General features: G+C 65.8%; 17 protein-coding genes. 6 read left to right on the top strand and 11 right to left on the bottom strand.

Annotation, left to right across the window (positions count from 1 at the left end; genetic code table 11):
• Window positions 1–64: 64 nt before the first annotated feature.
• The 11 genes from ACFQU1_RS17430 to ACFQU1_RS17380 all read right to left on the bottom strand — a co-directional run bounded on the left by ACFQU1_RS17430 (window position 65) and on the right by ACFQU1_RS17380 (window position 12447).
• On the bottom strand, window positions 65–1684 hold the full coding sequence (locus tag ACFQU1_RS17430; protein WP_378134916.1) for an ABC transporter substrate-binding protein: 1620 nt from the start codon (window positions 1682–1684) through the stop codon (window positions 65–67).
• Between the two features lie 132 nt (window positions 1685–1816).
• A complete protein-coding gene (locus tag ACFQU1_RS17425) occupies window positions 1817–2287 on the bottom strand; it encodes a MaoC family dehydratase (protein WP_378134914.1) in 471 nt (156 codons plus the stop codon).
• Window positions 2288–3061, bottom strand: a complete 774-nt coding sequence (locus tag ACFQU1_RS17420; RefSeq protein ID WP_378134912.1) for a 3-ketoacyl-ACP reductase — start codon at window positions 3059–3061, stop codon at window positions 2288–2290. It abuts the gene before it with no gap.
• 64 nt (window positions 3062–3125) lie between these two features.
• The gene (locus ACFQU1_RS17415) at window positions 3126–4271 is read right to left on the bottom strand and encodes an acyl-CoA dehydrogenase family protein (protein WP_378134910.1); all 1146 of its coding nucleotides are present in this window, start codon (window positions 4269–4271) and stop codon (window positions 3126–3128) included.
• Window positions 4272–4311: 40 nt separating this feature from the next.
• Entirely contained in the window at window positions 4312–4761 is a 450-nt protein-coding gene (locus ACFQU1_RS17410; protein ID WP_378134908.1) for a MaoC family dehydratase, read from the bottom strand.
• Entirely contained in the window at window positions 4758–5576 is an 819-nt protein-coding gene (locus tag ACFQU1_RS17405) for a shikimate dehydrogenase family protein (protein WP_378134906.1), read from the bottom strand. The genes ACFQU1_RS17410 and ACFQU1_RS17405 overlap by 4 nt, the downstream gene beginning before the upstream one ends.
• Window positions 5577–5578: 2 nt before the next feature.
• On the bottom strand, window positions 5579–7195 hold the full coding sequence (locus ACFQU1_RS17400; protein WP_378134904.1) for an acyl CoA:acetate/3-ketoacid CoA transferase: 1617 nt from the start codon (window positions 7193–7195) through the stop codon (window positions 5579–5581).
• A 16-nt stretch (window positions 7196–7211) separates the two neighbouring features.
• Window positions 7212–9281 (bottom strand): dipeptide ABC transporter ATP-binding protein, encoded by a 2070-nt coding sequence (locus tag ACFQU1_RS17395; RefSeq protein ID WP_378134902.1) that lies wholly within the window; start codon window positions 9279–9281, stop codon window positions 7212–7214.
• Between the two features lie 7 nt (window positions 9282–9288).
• Entirely contained in the window at window positions 9289–10161 is an 873-nt protein-coding gene (locus ACFQU1_RS17390; protein ID WP_378134900.1) for an ABC transporter permease, read from the bottom strand.
• 5 nt (window positions 10162–10166) lie between these two features.
• Complete coding sequence (locus ACFQU1_RS17385; RefSeq protein WP_378134898.1) at window positions 10167–11177, bottom strand: ABC transporter permease; 1011 nt, start codon at window positions 11175–11177, stop codon at window positions 10167–10169.
• Between the two features lie 226 nt (window positions 11178–11403).
• A complete protein-coding gene (locus ACFQU1_RS17380) occupies window positions 11404–12447 on the bottom strand; it encodes a LacI family DNA-binding transcriptional regulator (protein ID WP_378134896.1) in 1044 nt (347 codons plus the stop codon).
• A 50-nt stretch (window positions 12448–12497) separates the two neighbouring features.
• On the opposite strand from ACFQU1_RS17380, the gene ACFQU1_RS17375 reads away from it, so the two are divergent.
• The 6 genes from ACFQU1_RS17375 (at window position 12498) to ACFQU1_RS17350 (ending at window position 19250) form a co-directional block, all read left to right on the top strand.
• Window positions 12498–13340, top strand: a complete 843-nt coding sequence (locus tag ACFQU1_RS17375) for an enoyl-CoA hydratase/isomerase family protein (protein WP_378134894.1) — start codon at window positions 12498–12500, stop codon at window positions 13338–13340.
• A 350-nt stretch (window positions 13341–13690) separates the two neighbouring features.
• The gene (locus ACFQU1_RS17370; RefSeq protein ID WP_378134892.1) at window positions 13691–15235 is read left to right on the top strand and encodes a putative bifunctional diguanylate cyclase/phosphodiesterase; all 1545 of its coding nucleotides are present in this window, start codon (window positions 13691–13693) and stop codon (window positions 15233–15235) included.
• A gap of 62 nt (window positions 15236–15297) precedes the next feature.
• Window positions 15298–16389, top strand: a complete 1092-nt coding sequence (locus ACFQU1_RS17365; RefSeq protein ID WP_378134890.1) for a serine hydrolase domain-containing protein — start codon at window positions 15298–15300, stop codon at window positions 16387–16389.
• A gap of 355 nt (window positions 16390–16744) precedes the next feature.
• Complete coding sequence (locus ACFQU1_RS17360; RefSeq protein WP_378134888.1) at window positions 16745–17023, top strand: DUF982 domain-containing protein; 279 nt, start codon at window positions 16745–16747, stop codon at window positions 17021–17023.
• A gap of 591 nt (window positions 17024–17614) precedes the next feature.
• On the top strand, window positions 17615–18628 hold the full coding sequence (locus ACFQU1_RS17355; RefSeq protein WP_378134886.1) for a hypothetical protein: 1014 nt from the start codon (window positions 17615–17617) through the stop codon (window positions 18626–18628).
• 217 nt (window positions 18629–18845) lie between these two features.
• A complete protein-coding gene (locus ACFQU1_RS17350) occupies window positions 18846–19250 on the top strand; it encodes a DUF305 domain-containing protein (protein WP_378134986.1) in 405 nt (134 codons plus the stop codon).
• Window positions 19251–19257: the final 7 nt, after the last annotated feature.

Below are 19257 nucleotides of genomic sequence, written 5' to 3'. Positions count from 1 at the left end.
GAGAATGCAAAGAAAAGACGGCGGGCCCACAGGGACCCGCCGCCGCGAGGAAAGGAAGGGCTCGTTAAGCCGGCTTCACACCATACATGTCGAGCTGCCAGCCGGCGGCCGTCAGCGGCAGCTTGGCAAGCGTATCGCGCACGGCGATCTGGTAGATGGGCTGGAACAGGATGAAGTAGTTCGCCTGATCCACCATGCGCTTCTGATACTCGACCCAAAGGTCGGCCTGCTTCTTCGCGTCTTGTTCGGCGGCGGCTTGGTGGACGAGCTTCACCACATCCTCCGACGGCGTCCAATGCACGCGCCGGGCGACCCGCTCGACGGTGGCGGCCGCCCAGAGCAGGTTTTCAACCGCCGGCGGGTTCCAGAAGGTGAGGACACCGCCTTGCGCCTTGTTGGTCGTATAGGTGGTGCGCAGGTTGACCTGGTCCATCGGCGCGAGCCTGACCTTGATGTTCACCTGCGCCAGATCGCCCTGGAGCTTCTGCGCAAGCGTCTGGTAGGTCACGCCGGCGATGGCGGCATTGCCATAGGCGATCTCGAATTCGAAGCCGTCGGCGAGCCCGGCTTTCTGCAGAAGCTGCTTGGCCTTGTCGAGATCCTGACGGAAGCCGATTTCCTTGGCGATCGCCTCCGTGGAGCCGGAAACGCCGATCGGCAAGAAGCTCGCCGGGCGCAGGGCGGCACCACCCAGCAGGTTCTTGATGATGCCGTCGTAATCGATGGCATAGCCGATCGCCTGCCGCGCTTCCTTGACGGCCAGCGCCTTGTTGAACTCCGGCTCCTGCGTCAAGGCCATATAGACGAAGTCGAGGCTGGTCAGGCCCTCCTTGCGGACGCCGGGATCCGCGCCGATTGTCGCGATCTGCTCGGGGATCAGATTGAAGGCGATGTCGATATCGCCGCGCCGGACCGCGAGCAGCTGGGCGGCGCTGTCGGCGATGTGGCGGATCACCACGCGCGCGAAGGGCGGTTTGCCGCGCCAGTAATGCTCGTTGCGCACGAGCTGGATCTGGGCGTTGCGCTCCCATCGCAGGAGGCGATAGGCACCGGCGCCGGCCGAATTGCCGTTGAGCCAGGTGCTCGCCTTGTCCTTGGTCTTGGCTTCCTTGCTCGCGTCGCCGCCATGTTCTTCGAGGAGCTTGCGATCGTAGATCACGAAGCCGGGGGCGGCCAAGATATTCAGGATCGGCTGCGTCGGATCCTTCAGGATGAGGTCCACGGTCTTGCCGTCGACAATCTCGGTCCGTTCAAGATGGGCGATATATTGCGAGGGCTGATCGCCGAGATAGAGGACGCGATCGATCGACCATTTCACATCTTCAGCGGTCATCGGATTGCCGCTCGCGAATTTGACGCCTTCGCGCAGCGTGAAGCGCCAGCCTTTGCCGTCCGGCGTCTTTTCCCACTTGGTCGCGAGCGCCGGCTTCAGATCGATGTAGTCGCCCGGATCCATGGTGACGAGCATGTCGTAGGCGGCGCACAGCGTCATAGGCGGCGTGTATTGGCCCTGGCGCGCCGGATCGAGGGTGATGGTGTCGCTGATATCGACGCCGATGACCAGCGTGTCCTTGTTCGCGGCGGCATAGACCCGCTCCGGCAGCCCAGCGGCGATCGCAGCCCCGCCGAGCCCCAGGAGCTTCGCGAGTTCGCGACGGCTCATCCAACCTGACGTGTTCGTCATCGTGCACTCTCCCTTTGCGTTTCCCCGAGATCGCAGCTCTGCGGGCTGCAATTCTTTAGATCGATTTAATAGATCGGCTGACGATAGCCCGTTGGCGAGACAAGACCAGCCCTACTTTCTGTCATGGCCTTCTCATGGCCGCCTGCGCGCCAGCAGCGTGGTTTCGCCCGCCTGCACCTCCTCGCCATGCTGATTGGTGACGGAGAAGGCGAGTGTCAGCAGCGGCTGCTCCTTGCTCGACAGACGCTTGCCTGTAATGCGGACGCGGACGCCGATGCGGTCGCCCGCGAAGATCGGCCCCTTGAACCGCCAGTTCCAGCCGAGCGAGGCGACAGCCATGATACGCACCGACGCGCGGTTCTTCAAACCGTCCGCTAGCGAAAGGCCGAGCAGACCGTGGGCGATGCGGCCCGGAAAACCCTGCTCGCGGGCGAATTCGTCATCCATGTGGATGTCGAAGAGATCGCCCGAAAGTCCGGCGAAGGCCACGATATGGGCCTCCGTGACCACCAGCCGGCCGGTGTCGAAATGATCACCCGGTCCGAGGTCGTCGAACCAATATTCGCCGGCTGTGAGCAGGCGCTCGTCCGCTGCGGCGTCCATTCACAACCTCCTGATGGCGAGACCGCCGTCGACCCGCAAGGTCTCGCCGGTCGTATAGGGGAGCGCGCCCGAGGCGAGCATGGCGACGGCATTGCCGACATCGTCCGTTTCGCCCCAGCGGGCAATCGGCGCGACGCCGCTCTCGAAAAGCCGGTCGTAACGCTCGCGCACCACCGCGGTCATATCGGTGCGGATGACGCCGGGCTGCACCTCGTAGCAATTGATCCCGGCACTCGCGAGCCTGACCGCATAGAGCCTCGACATCATCGCAAGGCCGGTCTTGGAAATGCAGTATTCCGCCCGGTCAACGGCGACAAAGCCGACATTGATCGACGACACGGTGATGATGCTGCGAAAGCGGTCCTGCGGTGCCTCGAGCATCCGCTGCGCAACGGCTTGCGTCAGGAAGAAGGGGCCGCGCAGATTGACATTCATCAGCCGGTCGAAGCTCTCCGGCGTAACGGTGAGAATGTCATCGCGCTTGGCGACCGAGATGCCGGCATTGTTGACGAGGCAATGCAGGCCGCCGAAGGCGTTCCAGGCGGCGTCCAGGAAGGCCGCATGGCCGTCGATATCGGCGATATCGGCACGCACCGCCACGGCCTCCCGCCCCTTGTCGCGGATCATGGCCACGGTCTCGTCGAGTTCGGCCGATCGGGCGAGATCGTTGACGACGAGGTCGAAGCCCCCCTCCGCCAAGGCGAGCGCGATAGCCCGGCCGATGCCGCGCCCGGCGCCCGTCACCAGGGCATTGCCTTTCGATGCTTCGCTCATCGCCTCGCTCCCGGCGTGACGTCACGGAAGGACTGGCGGCTGAGAGCAACGGCAAAGATCTCGCTCACGCAGGAACTCCATTCTTCAGGAGTTCGCGGGCGATGATGGTGCGCTGGATCTGGTTCGTGCCCTCATAGATCTGCGTGATCTTGGCATCGCGATAGAGCCGCTCCACCTCGAAACCACGGATATAGCCGCTGCCGCCGAAGATCTGCACGGCATTGGCGGTCTGCGCGACGGCCATGTCGGCGGCAAAGCATTTCGCCATGGAACAGAAGATCGTCGACTGGCCGCCGGAATCGAAGGCCTCTGCCGCGTGGTGCACGAGAAGCCGCGCGGCCGTGATGTCCTTGACCATATCGGCGAGCATCCATTGAAGGCCCTGGAAATCGGCGACCGGCTGCCCGAATTGCCGGCGCTGGCCGGCATAGGCGAGCGCCGCCTCGAGCCCCGCCTGAGCGATGCCGACGGCGAGCGCGGCAATACCGATGCGGCCCTTGTCGAGCGCGCCCATCATGATGTGGAACCCCCTGCCCTCGGTCCCGAGCAGCGCATCGGCCGGCAGGCGCACGTCGTCGAATTGCAGCGCGCCGACCTGGCTCGCGCGCTGGCCCATCTTGTGCTCCTTCGGCCCGCGCGACACGCCGGGCGCGTCGAAAGGCACGATGAAGATGCTCATGCCGCGCTTGCCGGCCTCCTTGTCCGTGCGGGCGAGGACGAAGCCGACATCGGCGACCGGCGCATTGTGGATCCAGAGCTTCGAGCCCGTCAGGCGCCACCCGTCGGCGGTCTTATCGGCGAAGGTCTTGAGGTTCGAGAGATCGGAGCCCGCCTCGGCCTCGGTCAGGCAATAGGCGGGCTTGAGCTCGGCGGCGAGCAGCGGCCCGAGCCAACGCTCGCGCTGCGCATCCGTGCCGTGCAGCGACAGCAGCGTGCCGATCAGCTCATAGAGCCCGCATTGATCGGCGATGGAAGCATAGCCGCGCGACAACTCCTCCATGACGAGCGCGTAGCCCAGCGCATCGAGCCCGGCGCCGCCCATCTCGGCCGGCACCGTGATGCCGAACAGCCCCAATTGCCCCATCTGCCAATAGATGTCGGCCGGGAAGGCTTCATCGTGGTCGAGCGCCTCCGCCCGCGGCCTGATCACTTCCTCGGCGAAGCGGCGGGCCGTGCGGCGGATCTCTTGATGGGTTTCGGTGATGGGCATGAGGTGACGTTTCCAAAGCAAGGAGCGATCGGCGCAGAACCTATGCGGCGGCCTCGCTCGGCGGCAGCCATCGCATGACATGCGTGCCGGCCAGGCAAAGCTCGCCGTCCTGGTTGACGACCTCGACCCGCGACAGGCTGCGGCCGGCTTCCGCGTCGATCGCCTCGATGCGGTAGCGGGCCGTCAGCGTGTCGCCGATGAAGGCGGGCTTCAGAAAGCGGATCTTGTCATAGCCGAGCGAGACGGAGACGCCCTTCGACCCACGCTCGACGGCGCGGCGCGAGATCATCGAGGCCGTGGTCGAGAGAAGCCCCATGACGAGCCCGCCATGGGCGATGCGCCGCCCGAAAACTGTCGTGCGGGCATAGTCCTCGTTGACGTGGATCGGGTCGAAATCGCCGGAGATCGCCGAGAACATCAGAAGATCGGCCTCGCCGATGGTCTTGGCAAAGCTCGCCTCCTCGCCGATGGCGACCGGGATCTCGGTCATGCCCCGCCCTCCACGCGGAAGAATTTCATCACTTCGGCCGCCTGCCCTTCCAGCATGGTCTTGCCCGGCAGCGCCTTGCAGCCGCGCTCGCGGGCGGCGGCGAGAAAGCGCGTGACTTCCGGCTTCATGATGATGTCGACAACCAACATGTCGGACCGCAGCCGTTCGATGGCGACCGGCAGGGGATCGCCCTCGGCCATGCCGGTCGGCGTCGCATTGACGAGGATGTCATGGGCGTCGAGATCCGGGGCGCCCGCCCGCACGTCGCAGTCCGGGAAGGCCCGTTTCACGCGCACCGCGAGCATCTCGGCCTTGGCGCCGTCAACGTCGTGGATGGTCACGGCGGCGGCGCCCGCCTCAGCGAAGGCGACCGCGACCGCGCTCCCCGCCCCGCCCGCGCCGAGCAGCATCACGCGCCGGCCACGCGGCTCCTCATTCTCGACCCTGAGGCCGCGCATCAGGCCGGTGCCGTCGAAGATGTCGCCGATCCAGCGGCCGTCGGCCTCCCGCCGCATGGCATTGGCAGCGCCGACCGTGCGCGCCATCGGCCGCAGCTCGTCGATGAGAGGCAGGATACGCGCCTTATAGGGGACGGTGATGATGATGCCGTCGAGATTGGCGACGCCTTTGAGGCCGCGCACCGTCTCGTCGAAGCGCTCGGGCGCGATGTCCATGGGCACGAGCACCGCATCGAGTCCCGCCGCGGCGAGGCGCGGATTGAAGGTTTGCGGCGATTTCACCTGGGCGATCGGATGGCCGATGATGACGAAAAGCCGGGTGGAACCGCCGATAGGAGCTTGCAGGGGTGCGTTCATGGTCATTCCGCCGCGAGCGAGTGGGTCGTACCGGCCGCAAGCCGGGGCGAGCCGGCCCGTGGCGCCCGGCCGGCAAGAATGCGGCTCAAGCCGACCGGCTCCGGCTTGAAGAGGCTCGCGTCCATGAGCTTGAGATCGGGCGCCACGATCGGCCGGAAGCCCATCCGGCCGATGACGTCGCGCTCCAGATCGACGCCGGGCGCGATCTCGATCAGCGCGACTCCGGCCTCGCCGAGCTGAAACACCGCGCGCTCGGTGACGTAGAGCACGCGCTGACCGCGCTCACGCCCATAGGGGCCGCTGTAGGTGATCTGCAGAACCTTCTCGACAAGCTTCCTATGCTCGCCGTCCTTGACGATGCGCAGCCCCTCGCCCGACCAGTCGAAATCGCATTTGCCGGCGGTGAAGGTGCCGCTGTAGATGACGGCCTTGGCGTTCTGGCTGATGTTGATGAAGCCGCCCGGCCCGATGATGCGGTTGCCGAAGCGGCTGACATTGACATTGCCCTCCGCATCGACCTCGGCGAAGGAGAGAAAGGCGAGATCAAGCCCGCCGCCGTCGTAGAAGTCGAACTGGTAGGGCTGGTCGATCAGGGCGTGATAGTTGCGCGCCGCCCCCGCCTCGTTGCCGGAAGCGGGTGCGCCGCCGATCAGCCCCTGCTCGTTGGTGAGGCAGACCTCGTCGAGCACGCCCTCCTCGGCCGCCACATTGGCAATGCCGGTCGAGATGCCCGAGCCGAGATTGCAGATCGCGCCGGGGAAGAGCTCCATGGCGGCGCGCCGCGCGATGATCTTGCGCGCATCGAGCGGCAGCACCGGAATATCGGAGAGCGGCACGCGCAGCTCGCCCGCGTAAGAGGGGTCGTATTCCGTCCCGAAGGTCTGCCACTGCTTCGGCTCGACCACGACGAGGTCGACGAGGATGCCGGGGATCTTCACCTGTTTCGGCGGCAGCGTGCCGCGCTTGGCCATGCGCTTGACCTGCACGATGACGAGGCCGCCGCAGCGCTTCGTCGCCTGCGATTCCGATAGCATTTCGAGGAAGACGGCTTCCTGCTCCATGGTGACGTTGCCGTCCTCGTCCGCGGTCGTGCCGCGCAGGAAGCAGACGTCGATATGCATCGGCTTGAAGAAGAGATACTCCTCGCCGCGGAACTCGATGAGCTCGACCACGCCCTCGGGCGCGCATTGGCTTTGGCGGCCGCCGCCGTGGCGCGGATCGACGAAGGTGTGCAGGCCCGTCTTGGTGATGAGCCCCGGCCGGCCGGCCGCCATCTCGCGCATCAGCAGCGAGAGCGCCCCCTGCGGCAGGGTATAGCCCTCGATCTTGTCGGCGAGCGCCAGATCCGAAATCTTCGGCGAATTGACGAAGGTGCCGCTGATCACGCGCTTCAACAGCCCCTCATGGGCGAAGTGGTTCGCGCCGTGCTTGTCGCCGTCGCCGAGGCCGACGGGATGCACGGCCGTGATGGCGCGCGGCTCGCCCTCAGCGAGAAAGCGCCGCTCGAGCGCCGCCATCAGCGCCTCCGGCACGGCGTGGCCGCCGCCCGAGCCGCCGATCAGCACGGTATCGCCGGAGTGGATCAGCTTGACGGCTTCATCGGCAGTGACGCGTTTCACTTCGATCCTCCAGCGGTCATTGCAGTCGTCCTGGGAAATGGCAGGCGGCGAATTGGCCTGGCTCGTGCTCAAGGAGAGGCGGCGGCTCGCTGGCGCAGATCGGCTGGGCCAGCGGGCAGCGTGTGCGGAAACGGCAGCCGGACGGCGGATCGATGGCGCTCGGCGGCTCGCCCTCGAGCTTCAGATGACCGCGGCCGCGCTCCACCACCGCATCGGGAATGGGGACCGCCGAGAGGAGATAGCGCGTATAGGGGTGGAGCGGCCGCCGGAAGAGCTGGTCGGCCGGCGCGACCTCCGCCACCTTGCCGAGATAGAGCACGACCACGCGGTCCGAGATGTGGCGGACAACGGCGAGGTCATGGGCGATGAACAGATAGGTCAGCCCGAAACGCTCCTGCAGGTCGAGCATCAGATTGATGATCTGCGCCTGGATATTGACGTCGAGCGCGGAGATCGGCTCGTCGGCGACGATGAAGTCGGGCTCCACGCCGAGGGCGCGGGCGATCGAGATGCGCTGGCGCTGACCGCCCGAGAACTCGTAAGGGTAGCGCTTGGCGACGCGCGGATTGAGCCCGACCGTCTCCAGAAGCTCCGCCACGCGCCGATCGGTCTCTGCCCCGCGCGCCGTGACCCCGTGGAACGCCATCGGCTCACCGATGATGTCGCCGACCGTCATGCGTGGGTTGAGCGAGGCATAGGGGTCCTGGAAGACCATCTGGATGCGCCGGCGCAGCGGCCTGATCGCCTTCTGCGAGGCCTGCGCAATGTCCTGGCCGGCAAAGACCACCTCGCCCGAATCCGGCTGGTGGATGCGCATCACGAGCCGCGCCAAGGTGGACTTGCCGCAGCCGGATTCACCGACGAGGCCGACCGTCTCGCCGCGGTAAACGTCGAGATCGACATCATCCACGGCATGGATGAAGCGCGGCTTCTCGAAGAAGCGGCTCTTCGGCAGGCCGAAATGCTTGACGAGATTGCGCACCTTGAGGAGCGGCGGCTCGTCCGCCCCCTCGACGTGCCGTGCAGCGGCCATTTCAGCCGGTATCGCCCGCGACTCCTTCTTCGGCAAGATCGTGCCCTGCTGGGTGACCCAGCAGCGGCTCTTGCGGCCGGGGGCGATCTCCAGAAGGTCGGGATGGGTATCGCAGCGCGCGATACGGAAGGGGCATCGCGGCGCGAAGCGGCAGCCGGACGGCAGATTGAGCGGATCGGGCGGCTGCCCCTCGATGGTGGTGAGCCGCCGGTCCGCGGGCCGCTCCTCGTCGATGCGCGGCACGGCATTGATCAGCGCCCAGGTATAGGGATGGCGCGAATCGGCGAGCAGATCCTCGGTCGGCCCCTCCTCCACGACCTCCCCGCCATACATCACGAGGGTGCGTCTGCAGACCCGGGCGATCACCCCGAGATCATGGCTGATGAGGACGACGGAAGTGCCGAAGTCGCGATTGAGCTCGCGGATGAGGTCGAGGATCTGCGCCTGAATGGTGACGTCGAGCGCTGTCGTCGGCTCGTCGGCGATGAGGAGCGCCGGTTCGTTGCTCATGCCCAGCGCCAGCATGACGCGCTGGCGCATGCCGCCCGAGAACTGGTGCGGATAGCTGTCCACGGCACGTTCCGGAGCGGTCACCCCCATGCGGCCGAGCAGGCTGACGGCGCGCTTGGAGGCTTCCTCCGTCGTGTAGCGGCCATGGGTCACCATGGTCTCGACGAGCTGCCGGGCGATCTTCAGCACCGGATTGAGCGAGGTCATGGGGTCCTGGAACACCATGGCCATGCGGTCGCCGCGCAGCGTGCGCAGCTCTTCCGGGCTCGCCGCCAGCAGATCCTTGCCCTGGAAACGCACCTCGCCCGCCGTGATGCGCGCCGGCTCATCGAGAAGCTGCATCAGCGAAAGGGCGGTGACGCTCTTGCCGGAGCCGGATTCACCGACGATGCCGAGCGCCTCGCCGGGCGCCACGGTGAAGGAGACCCCGTCGACCGCCGCAACGACGCCGTCGTCGGTGAAGAATTCGGTGCGGAGATTTTCCACCTCAAGGGCGGGCGAAGCGGACGGCGCGGGTTCGGTGGGCTTGAAGCTCATGTTCATGGGCGCCTCACCGTTTCCGCGCTTTGGGATCGAGCCAGTCGCGGACGCCATCCCCCAGGAAGTTGAAGCCGAGCACGATGGAGAGGATGCAGAAGCCGGGGAAGGCCGCGACCCACCACTGGGCGACCAGCTCGCGGCCTTCGGCCACCATCGAGCCCCATTCGGCGGTCGGCGGCACCACGCCGAGGCCGAGGAAGGAGAGGCCCGCAAAGGTGATGATGGCGTTGCCGATGTCGAGCGTAACGAGCACGATCAGCGGCCCGATGGCATTCGGGATGATATGCCGGAGCAGGATGCGCGACGGGCCGAAGCCCGCGATGATCGCCGCCTCCACATATTCCTGCGAGCGTTGCGTCAGCACCAGGCTGTGGGCGAGGCGCGCGAATTTCGGCCACCACACCACCAGCATGGCGATGATGGTGTTGAGGGTGCCTATGCCGAGCGCCGCCGCGATGGCGAGCGCCAGGATGATCGGCGGAAAGCACAGCACGAGGTCGGTGAGGCGCATGATCGCCTCTTCCACCTTGCCGCGCGCGAAGGCGGCAATGCCCCCAAGCAGCGTGCCGACGACCGCCCCCACCAGCACCACGACGAAGCCGGTCATGAGCGAAATGCGCGCGCCGAACAGCAGCCGGGTGAAGACATCGCGCCCCAGCGCATCGGTGCCGAGCCAATGCGTCTCGGAGGGCGGCTTCAGCCGATTGGCGACATCGACGAAATTCGGATCATAGGGGCTGAGCAGCGGCGCGAAGACGGCCACGAGGATCCACAACACTACGATCGCGCAGCCGATCGCCGGCAGTCCATAACGGCGGCGCCAGCGCTGCGCGCGCGTGGCGACGGGCCTGACGGAACGCGCGAGGCTCTTGGTTTCGGCCACGGCGCTCATCGCGTCACCCGCGGGTCGAGCAGCGCATAGCTGATGTCGATCAGGAGATTGATGATGAGATAGACGAGGGCCACCACCAGCGTGATGCCCATGATCGCCGGAAAGTCGAGCGCCGCAGCGCTGCGGAAGGTGTAGAGACCGAGCCCCGGCCAGGAGAAGATCGTCTCCGTCATCACGGCGCCGGCCAGCAGATTGGCATAGGCGAGGCCGCCGAGCGTCACGATCGGAATAAGTGCATTCGGAAAGACGTGCCCGAGAATGATCGTCCGCGCCTTCAGGCCCTTGGCGCGCGCGACGCGCACATAATCCTGCTGAATGCTCTCCAGCATGCTCGCCCGCGTCGTGCGGGTGATGAGCCCGAGCGTCGCAGCGGCAAGCACGATCGAGGGAAGCACCAGATGCGCGGCAGCGTCGTGGAAGGTTGCCCAGTCGCCGGCGAGCGCCGTGTCGATCAGCATGAGGCCGGTGACGGTCTCCGGCGGGAAGGCGATCGGGTCGAGCCGGCCGGGACCGGGTGCGATCTCCAGCCCGCCGTAGAACAGGGCGAGCATGATGAAGGCCAGCCAGAAGGTCGGCGACGACACACCGATCAGTGACACCGCACGGGCGACATGGTCGATCCAGCTATCGCGCCGCACGGCAGCCAGGATGCCGAGCGGGATGCCGATGATGAGCGCCAGGAGGAAGCTGATCGTCGAGAGTTCGAGCGTTGCCGGCGCAAACTGGGAGATATCATCGAGCACGGGCCGCTGGGAGGCGATGGAGACGCCAAGATCGCCGTGCAGCAGGCCGTTCAGGAACAGGAGGTAGCGGTGCCACAGGGGCAGATCGAGCCCCCATTTGGCACGCCATTCGGCCACGAACTCCTTGTTGGAGGCCGCGACATCGCCGAGCTGCGCCAGGACGGGATCGCCCGGCACGGTGTTGGCGATCAAGAAGATGACCAGCGTGGCGAGCAACGCCATGACGATCGTGAGGCCGAGCCTGGAGACGATGTAGCGTCCCATGGCTCAGGCATCCCGATGGCAGGCCGGCGAGAAAAGGTCGATTTCTGGAAATCCGCCCATTGTGCCGTTTCCCCGTGTTTTATTTATTTATTTTTCGATTTAGATCGTTCTAAATTCGGAGCAACAGTCTGTCAACTGCCGCTCTAGAGGGACATGAAACTGGTCGGTGCAGACGCTCCGGCGTCCGGCGGCTGATGGGTGGCGCCCTGCTCGCGGGCGTGGAAAGTCAGGCTGCCGGCGGGCAGCTCGATTCGCGAATCATGAGTTTGGGTTGTGACAGCGACCGCCGTGGTGGGGCGTCCGGATGATCGATACGTTCGAGCAGAAGCTGCGCGGCAGCGGTGCCGATGGCCTGCGAGTCGATCTTCACGGTCGACAAGGCCGGCGTCCAGAGTTCGGCCTCCTCAAGGTCGTCATAGCCGAAGACGGCGAAGTCGCGACCCGGCTCGCGGCCGATCTGGCGCAGGCCGAGCATGACGCCGAAGGCGATGACGTCGTTGAAGCACACGGCGGCGGTCGGCGGCTCGTCGAGCGTGAGCAGCTGGCGGATCGTGGATGCCCCGAAGCTGCGGCTCGGAAGACCGGGCACCATCAGCTCGGGCGCGAGCGGAATGCCATGGGACGTGAGCGCCCGCCGATAGCCGGCGTGCCGCTCCATGCCGGTCGAGGTCAGATCGCTGCCGCCGATCATGGCGATTCGCCGGTGGCCGAGGGAGATCAGATGCTCGGTTGCGAGCCGCATCCCGTTCTCGTTGGCATGACCCGCGTAGTCCAGGCCGCTGCCCGGGACATCGCGCGACATCAGCACGCAAGCCATACCCTGGTCTTTCAGCCACTTGAGATGCTCGACCTTCGTGCCTTGCGCCGGACAGACGACGAGCCCGTCGGCATTGTATTCGCGCATCGTCGAGATGAACTGCTCCTGCCGCGAAAGCTCTTCATCGGAATTGGAGAAGAAGACGGTGCGTCCGAGATCGAGGAAAGCGAGTTGAATGACGGCCGTCAACTCGGTGAAATAAGGATTGGTGATCTCGTTGATGGCGACGCCGATGGTATGCGTGCGTCGCGTGCGCAGATTGGCTGCGCCGCGGTTATAGACATAGCCGAGCTCGCGGACGGATTGGAGCACGCGCTGACGCGTCTTCTCGGCGACGAGCGGGCTCTTGCCGAGCACGAGCGAGACGGTGGCGCGCGAGACGCCGGCATGGGCGGCAAGATCTTGCAGGGTCAACCGCTCGCGTGGGCGGATGATCTTCGGCTGTTCATTCATGACCGCCGCTCCTTCCCGAAACCTGCAACAATTCCATTGGAGGAAACAGCATGACCCAAGAAATCCACACCCAAGAAATCAACACCCAAGAAACCCACGCCGAAGAAATCCAATCCCAAGAAATCCAATCCGAAGAAATCCGCATCGCTCGGGACGGATTTATTGCCGAAATCATTCTCAATCGCCCCCACAAACTCAACGCCGTCACGCCGGATATGGCGGCCGCTATCGCGCGCTATTGCCAGGGTTTCGACCGCGACGACGGCGTGCGCGTGGTGCTGTTGCGCGGCGCCGGTGAACGGGCTTTCTGCGCGGGCAGCGACCTCAACGCGCTCGCAGAGTATCCGACATCCTGGAAATTCCGCAATCGCGTGGAATATGCAACCGCTGTACGGGATTTGCGCAAGCCCGTCGTGGCGGCGCTGCACGGCTGGGTACTGGGCGGCGGCGCCGAGATGGCACTATCGGCCGACATCCGAATCATGGGCCGCGGCGCGCGGCTCGGCTTCCCGGAGGTCAAACGCGGCTGGGTCGGCGGGGGCGGCGCGTCGCAGATGCTGCCGCGCCTCGTCGGCTACGGCCAAGCGATGCGCTTGCTGATGCTCGGCGAACCGATCGACGCGGCGGAAGCCCACCGCCTCGGCATCGTCGAATTTCTCACCGACGACGACAAGGTCGAGGATGAAGCCCGCACTATCTGTCGAACGCTTGCTGGTTACAGCCCGGTGGCGGTGGAATCGGTCAAGGCCTCCGTGCGCATGGCGCTGCAATCCTCGCTCGCCGCCGGCATCCGCTACGAAAACGAGATGAACACGCTCTGCTTCGCGGCCGGCGATCATCTGGAAGGCATTCGCGCCTTCCAGGAGAAGCGCGAGGCGGAGTTCAAGCAGTAGGCGACGGGCTTCCACCAGCTGTGCCGCGGTCGGTGAAACCGGCCGCCTCACGCGGCAGGAATGAGCGGAAGATGTGGACGTAAGTATTTGATAGGGCCGGCAGCCTTGCAGCGCATGCCGCCGAATGGCAGCTTGCGCATCGCCGTTGAGCGAGAACCTGAATGCAAGCCCGAATGATGCCGGCCCGAGATCGACCAGTTGCCGTTGCACGACCGGGTGTCGCTTTTTGCGGCTCGCGCGGCGGCCTTGGCACGCTCCTTTGCGCGAGCAGCCGCTAAATCAGCTGAAACACCTTTATGCCGCTTGAGCGCTCGCTGATGGAATCACGCTTCGTCGGTGGATTGAGGGACATGATCATCCGGCATCGATTCACCTTGACCGATGTCGTCATGATCGCTGCTGTCGTCGGCGCGGCCGCTTTCGGTGTCTGGCAATATGACGCCTTCCCGAACGAGAGCGATGCCACACGGCAGCTCATCTTCGAGCTCGACGAAATCTTCGCGGTCTGCGCGCTCGGTTTCGCCCTGTTCGCCTGGTCGCGACTTCGCGCGCAACGCCGCGAGATACGCCGTCGCCGCGCCGCCGAGGAAGAAGTCCGCACGCTTGCCTTCGAGGACCCGCTCACCGGCCTGCCCAACCGGCGGCAGTTCGATGCGGCCCTGCGCACCGCCCTGGCCGCACCGCCGGGAGCGGACGCCGTCCATGCGGTCTTCGTGCTCGATCTCAACGGCTTCAAACGCATCAACGATCTCCATGGACATCCGATCGGCGACGAAGCCCTGGTGCAGACGGCGCTGCGCCTGCGCCAGGCCATTCGCGACAGCGACATCGTCGCTCGCGTCGGCGGCGACGAATTCGCCGTGCTCGCCCGCCATCTCCCCGGCCCGGACGCCGCCGCGACACTCGCCATCAGGATTATCGAAGCCTTGCGCGCACCGGTGCAGACCGGGTCGGGCGACCACCTCGTCGGCACGGGCATAGGCATCGCGCTTGCCCCCGTCGACGGCGCCGACGCCGAAACGCTTCTGCGCCGTGCGGATATCGCGCTCTACCGCGCCAAGGCCCTGGGCACGAGCGCGCTGCGCTTCTTCGAGGAGGAGATGGACCACCACATTCGCGAGCGCGACAGTCTGGAGCGGGATCTGCGCGCGGCGCTGGATGCCTCACGTCTCGAGGTGATTTATCAGCCGCGGATCGATCTCAAGACAGGCGCGGTGATGAGCTTCGAAGCCGCGCCGCGCTGGATGCATCCCGACTATGGCGAATTGGATGCCGCCCGACTCGTCGCCATCGCGGAGACCGCGGGCCTGCTGCAGGCCCTGACCGATCATCTCCTGCGCAGAGCCTGCCGCGATACCGCCACGTGGAACGAAGAGGTCATTCTGTCCTTCGGTCTCCCCGCGGCCCTGCTGAAGGACCCCGCCCTCGGCCTGCGCATCATGGCCATTCTCCACGAGACCGGCCTGCCGGCCTCGCGGCTCGAACTCGAAATCCCTGAAAGCGCGCTAGTGGCCGATCTGAGCGGCGCCCAGACCGTGCTCGGGACCATCCACGAGACGGGCGTGAAAATCGCCCTCAACAATTTCGGCACGGGCTATTCGAGCCTCTACCACCTACGCAACTTCAAGCTGGACACCATCAAGATCGACCGCAGCTTCGTCCAGGCCATGGCGGACAATCCCCAAAGCGCGGCCATCGTCCGCGCTTTGGTCGGGCTCGGCTCCGGCTTGGGTCTGATGGTTGCGGCCGATGGCGTGCAGGACGAGGAGCAGCAGCGACTGCTCACGCAGGAGGGATGCCAGCAGGCCCAAGGCACCCTCTTCCGCCACATGATGACGGCCGACGAAGCCGCAGAACTTCTGAAATCCCGCCAGAAGGTTCTCAACTTGGCGTGAGCGCGGCCCATGCGGCGGGCTCGCCCCACGCTTCCGCCATAAAGGGCCGGTTCCCATCCCTTATGGATCTTCGCCCTCTCCTTGCCGCCCTCGCCCTCCTCGCCTCGTCCGCGGCTTTGGCGCAAAGCCAGCCGGCCCCCACCCCTCGACCGCACGCCCCTGCCGGCGAGAGCGCGGCGTCGCCACAGGGCGAGCCCGCCTCGCCCGATGCGGCGCTTGCCGGAGTGCTCGACAGGGCAGCCGAGCTCCGGCCGCTCGAAACCGTCATCGTCGCGCAGCGCGGGGAGATCGTCACTGAGCGCGGCTATGGCGGCCATACGGCGACCAGGCCGACCAATATAAAATCGGCATCCAAGTCGATCATCTCGGCGCTCGTCGGCATCGCCATCGATCGTGGCATCCTGAAGGGGCCCGACCAGCCGATCGCGCCGCTGCTCAAGGCGGACTTGCCGGCCGATCCCGATCCGCGCCTCGAAAGGGTTGCGATCGGCAATCTCCTGTCGATGCAGGCGGGCCTCGGGCGCACCTCCGGCCCGAACTACGGCCGCTGGGTGGCGAGCCGCAACTGGGTGCGCAGCGCGCTCGCCCAGCCCTTCGCCGACGACCCCGGCGGAGCGATGCTCTATTCGACCGGCTCGACGCATCTTCTGTCAGCGATCCTGACGCGGGTGACCGGACGCTCCACCCTGCAGCTCGCGCGCGACTGGCTCGGGCCACTGAAGGGCTTCGCGATCACCGCCTGGGAGCGCGATCCGCAGGGCATCTATCTCGGCGGCAACCAGATGGCCATGAGCCCGCGCTCACTGCTCGCCTTCGGCGAGCTCTACCGCAACGGCGGCCGCGCCCCGGACGGCAAGCAGCTCATCTCCCGTGCCTGGATCGACCAGTCCTGGACACCGCGCACCGCATCACGCTTCACCGGCGATTCCTATGGCTACGGGTGGTTTCTGCGCAGCATCGCCGGCCACGACGTGCGCTACGCCTGGGGCTACGGCGGCCAGATGCTCTATATCGTGCCGGCGCTCGACCTTACCGTCGTCATGACCTCGGGCACCGCCGCACCCTCGGCGCGCACTGGCTACCGCGACGAGCTCAACGATCTCATGGGCGAAGTCATCGCGGCCGTGGAGGCGAAAGCCCATAGCCAGCGATGATATCCGCGCCTATTGCTGATTGAGCCCAACCCTGCGGTGCGCTCCTTTTGCGCCAACGAACGATCGGTCCGGGCTCAGAGTCTGCCTGCAAACCAGATCGGAGAGACCATGAACCGCGGCCCCCTCCTGCTCGTGATCGCCGCCTTGGCGGCGATGCTCGGCGTGCTGCTCTACCAGGCCGATTAGATATAGGCCTCCATTCGCTCTGGTGGCGCGAACGGATGGATCGCACTATTTGCTGAACTGGCAACTTGACGGCAAAAACGAGCTATCCACTTAGAAATTCCTCACTTCCGAGAGTGTCTCAACTTGCGAAATTTCTTGTATTTCTAAAATAATCCGCTATATTCATTCTATGAACAATAAGATAAATCGCTTGAAATTCGCCGATTCCGTCCGCGTGAGCCTTTCCTCTAAGCTTGTCCGGGACGTTGAGAGCGCGAATTTTTTGCTGGGCAGCAGATGGCCTAGCCGTCACATCCTCACGAAGGACGGCACGGAACCGGCGCTTCTCAAGCGCGCTCGCAACGCTTGCGGCAGAGCCACCATACAGCGGACGCATGAAGCCATCGAGCGGGCTCGCCAAAGCTTCATCGAAGCCGCGCGTAGTGCAGAGGTGCTCGTTTCGCCTTAACCGCCGCAGCCGACGCGCTGCTGGCGCCCGTTGGGTTCATTCCGATGAGGTCGAGGCAGTGTCGATCTCTTCAATAAAGGACGACTTCCATGGTCAGGGAAATAAGGACAGCCTCGCAGATCGAGGACATGTTGCTCCAGCAGATGCGCGGAACGCGGCATTGTGAGGAGGTCCAAGCGGTCCATATCGCGCGGTGCCAAACAGACATCGGTCCGAATTGGAGATTGGCCAGTTTCAATCCCGGCGGATCCGTCGTGACCGACAGCAGCGAGATCCTGATCAGGCTTGCTCGCGCTCTGGGCCGACGCTTCGACGTGGGAGACAAGCCGACAACCGGTCCGGCCGTAGCTGCGCCGCTTACAGAGTCTCTGGCGGCCAACGCCTTCGCAAACCCCGATCGTCAAGGCGCCACGAGCGTATAGACCAGACTTGAAGGCCAGCGCCGTCGGCAACGAATGCCGAAGGCGGGACCTTGCGCCATTGCCGCGCCTGGCGACCGCCGGCGCCTCAACAGGCGGGTGAAACTGGTGTAGAGGAACGTTGCTGCGGCTCGATGCAAGGCAGACGCGATTCCGACCGCCGGAGTTCACCATGCAGTCTCAGCCCTCTCCGTCCGACGTCGCCTTTGCCGCGACGAAAGAGGGCTTTTCGCTGCCGGTGATCGACGTCACCCACCCGCGCTTCGCCGTTGCCGACAATCCGGCCGCCATCCAGGCTCTCCAAGACGCCTTTCTGGAGCAGGACCGCAAGTGGCGGCTCGTTCCCCGCCTCTTCATGCGCATGATGATGCACGCCGCGGCCAGGCAGTCGCGTCTCATGCGGGCGCTGGTCGAGCCCGATGCAGGCTTCCTCGACGGCCTCAGCACCTATGTGATGAAGCTCGGCCCGGACAATCTGGTGCCGCCCTTCGACCAACCCATGGACCGCCGGCTCGCGGCCTCGGTGCATGTCCCACTGCTCAGGCTGCGCATGTTCCAAACCGCGCGGCTCGTGGCCGACGGCCTCATCGAGGATATGGCCGACGCGCCGAGCGCACCCCTGCACCTGATCAATATCGGCGGCGGCCCCGCCATCGACAGCCTGAACACGCTCATCCTTCTGAAGCGCCGACGTCCCGAGCTGCTGCAGCGGCCGCTCGCCATCCACGTGCTCGACGGCGATGAGGCCGGGCCGTACTTCGGCGCCAATGCGCTCGCGGCGCTGATGCACGAGGGCTGGCCGTTGCACGGCCTCGACATCGCCTTCGAGCGCAGGCCCTATGACTGGAACGCGCCCGCGCCGCTGCACGACCTCGTCGGCGAATTCGCCTCGCAAGGCGCCATGATCGCCGCTTCATCGGAAGGCGCGCTGTTCGAATACGGTAGCGACGAAGCCATCGTCGCCAATCTGCAAGCCCTGCACGCCGAGGGGCGCGGCGCACGGCTCGCCGCCGGCTCGGTCACCCGCGCCGACATGGCGCGGCGGCGCATGACCGCCAATTCCCGGCTGGAGCTCGTGCCGCGCGGCCTCGAAGGCTTCGCGCCGCTCGCCGCACGCGCCGGCTTCACGATCGCCCAGGCGGAGACGGCGGTCCTCAGCGACCAGGTGCTGCTCCGCCCGGCCTGATTGCGGGCGCCCTGCCCCCCGTGGCGCACGGCCAAACAATGTGCCGTCAAAAAAAACGTGCGGCGTCGGAATAATCGCTTCTCGGGATTGTCCACCTCTCAGGCACCCAGCCCGAGGAGGTCCCGTGCTCTCGCCACTTCCCCCACCCATCCGGCGGCTCCTGTTCGCCGCCGCACTCGTCGGCGCCGCCGTTCCGGCGCTCGCCCACGACATGAGCATGCACATGTCCGGCAAGCCCGACGCCGGTCACCAGCACACCGCCGACCGCTTTCCCGAGGAAGCGCCCTTTCTCAAGGAAAATGCGGCGGCCATGGACAAGATGATGGCCGACATGGACGCCGCCCCGACCGGCGATGTCGACAAGGATTTCGTGGCGATGATGGTGCCGCACCACCAGGGTGCCATCGACATGGCCAAGGCCGTGCTGCGCTACGGCAAGAACGAGCAGCTGCGCCGCCTCGCGCAGGAAATCATCGTCACCCAGCAGCAGGAAATCGCCGCCATGCGGCTCGCCGTGGGCGAGCCGCTGCCGCCCTCCGCGCCCTCACCCACCCAGATTCCCACTGCTGGTGAGGCGGCGTCGGCTGAGCCCGCGCCCTCCCACCACGGTCACGTCAACTAGGAGACGC

It is taken from the genome of Chelatococcus sp. GCM10030263 (genome assembly GCF_042666455.1).
In the GTDB taxonomy this organism is placed as follows: domain Bacteria; phylum Pseudomonadota; class Alphaproteobacteria; order Rhizobiales; family Beijerinckiaceae; genus Chelatococcus.
The sequence above is the reverse complement of the archived record's forward strand: the minus strand, read 5'-3'. Positions and strand labels throughout refer to the sequence as shown.